Origin of the sequence: Niveispirillum fermenti, assembly GCF_048066175.1 — a bacterium.
GTDB classification, from domain to species: Bacteria; Pseudomonadota; Alphaproteobacteria; order Azospirillales; family Azospirillaceae; genus Niveispirillum; species Niveispirillum fermenti.
This window is the reverse complement of sequence record NZ_JBLTXA010000132.1, coordinates 1-465: the sequence shown is the minus strand read 5'-3', so window position 1 is coordinate 465 and position 465 is coordinate 1. Positions and strand designations below refer to the sequence as shown.

At 62.2% G+C, this 465-nt stretch carries 1 pseudogene; it reads right to left on the bottom strand.

The window, feature by feature from the left end:
* Positions 1 to 465: pseudogene (locus tag ACM9LZ_RS26015) on the bottom strand (IS630 family transposase); the annotation flags it as partial.

Below are 465 nucleotides of genomic sequence, written 5' to 3'. Positions count from 1 at the left end.
TTTTCGACGGGATTGAGTTCGGGGCAATAGGGTGGCAGATGAAGGATGCTGATGGTATCGGGGACCTTCAGTCTTCCGCCTGTCTGGTGCCACCCGGCGCCGTCGAGAATGAGAACGGCATGGCTTCCTGGCTGGATTTGGGAGGCGATTTCGGCCAGATGCTTATTCATGGCCTCTGCGTTGGCGCGGGGCATGACGAGGGCTGCACCGACATCGCGTGCGGGGCAGACAGCACCGAAGATATAGGCCCAGGTATAGCGGGTGTCCTTCAACTGGCGGGGCCGGCTGCCCTTGTCGGCCCAGGCGTAGGTTAGCGTTCCCTGTTGCCCGACGCGGGCCTCATCCTGCCACCATAATTCCAGAGGCTTGCCGCTTGCGTGGTCTGGGATTACCGCGGCGACCAGCGCGGCGAAGTTTTTTTATGCATCTCAAGGGCTTGCGTGTCCTGGGCCGGGTGACGCGGCC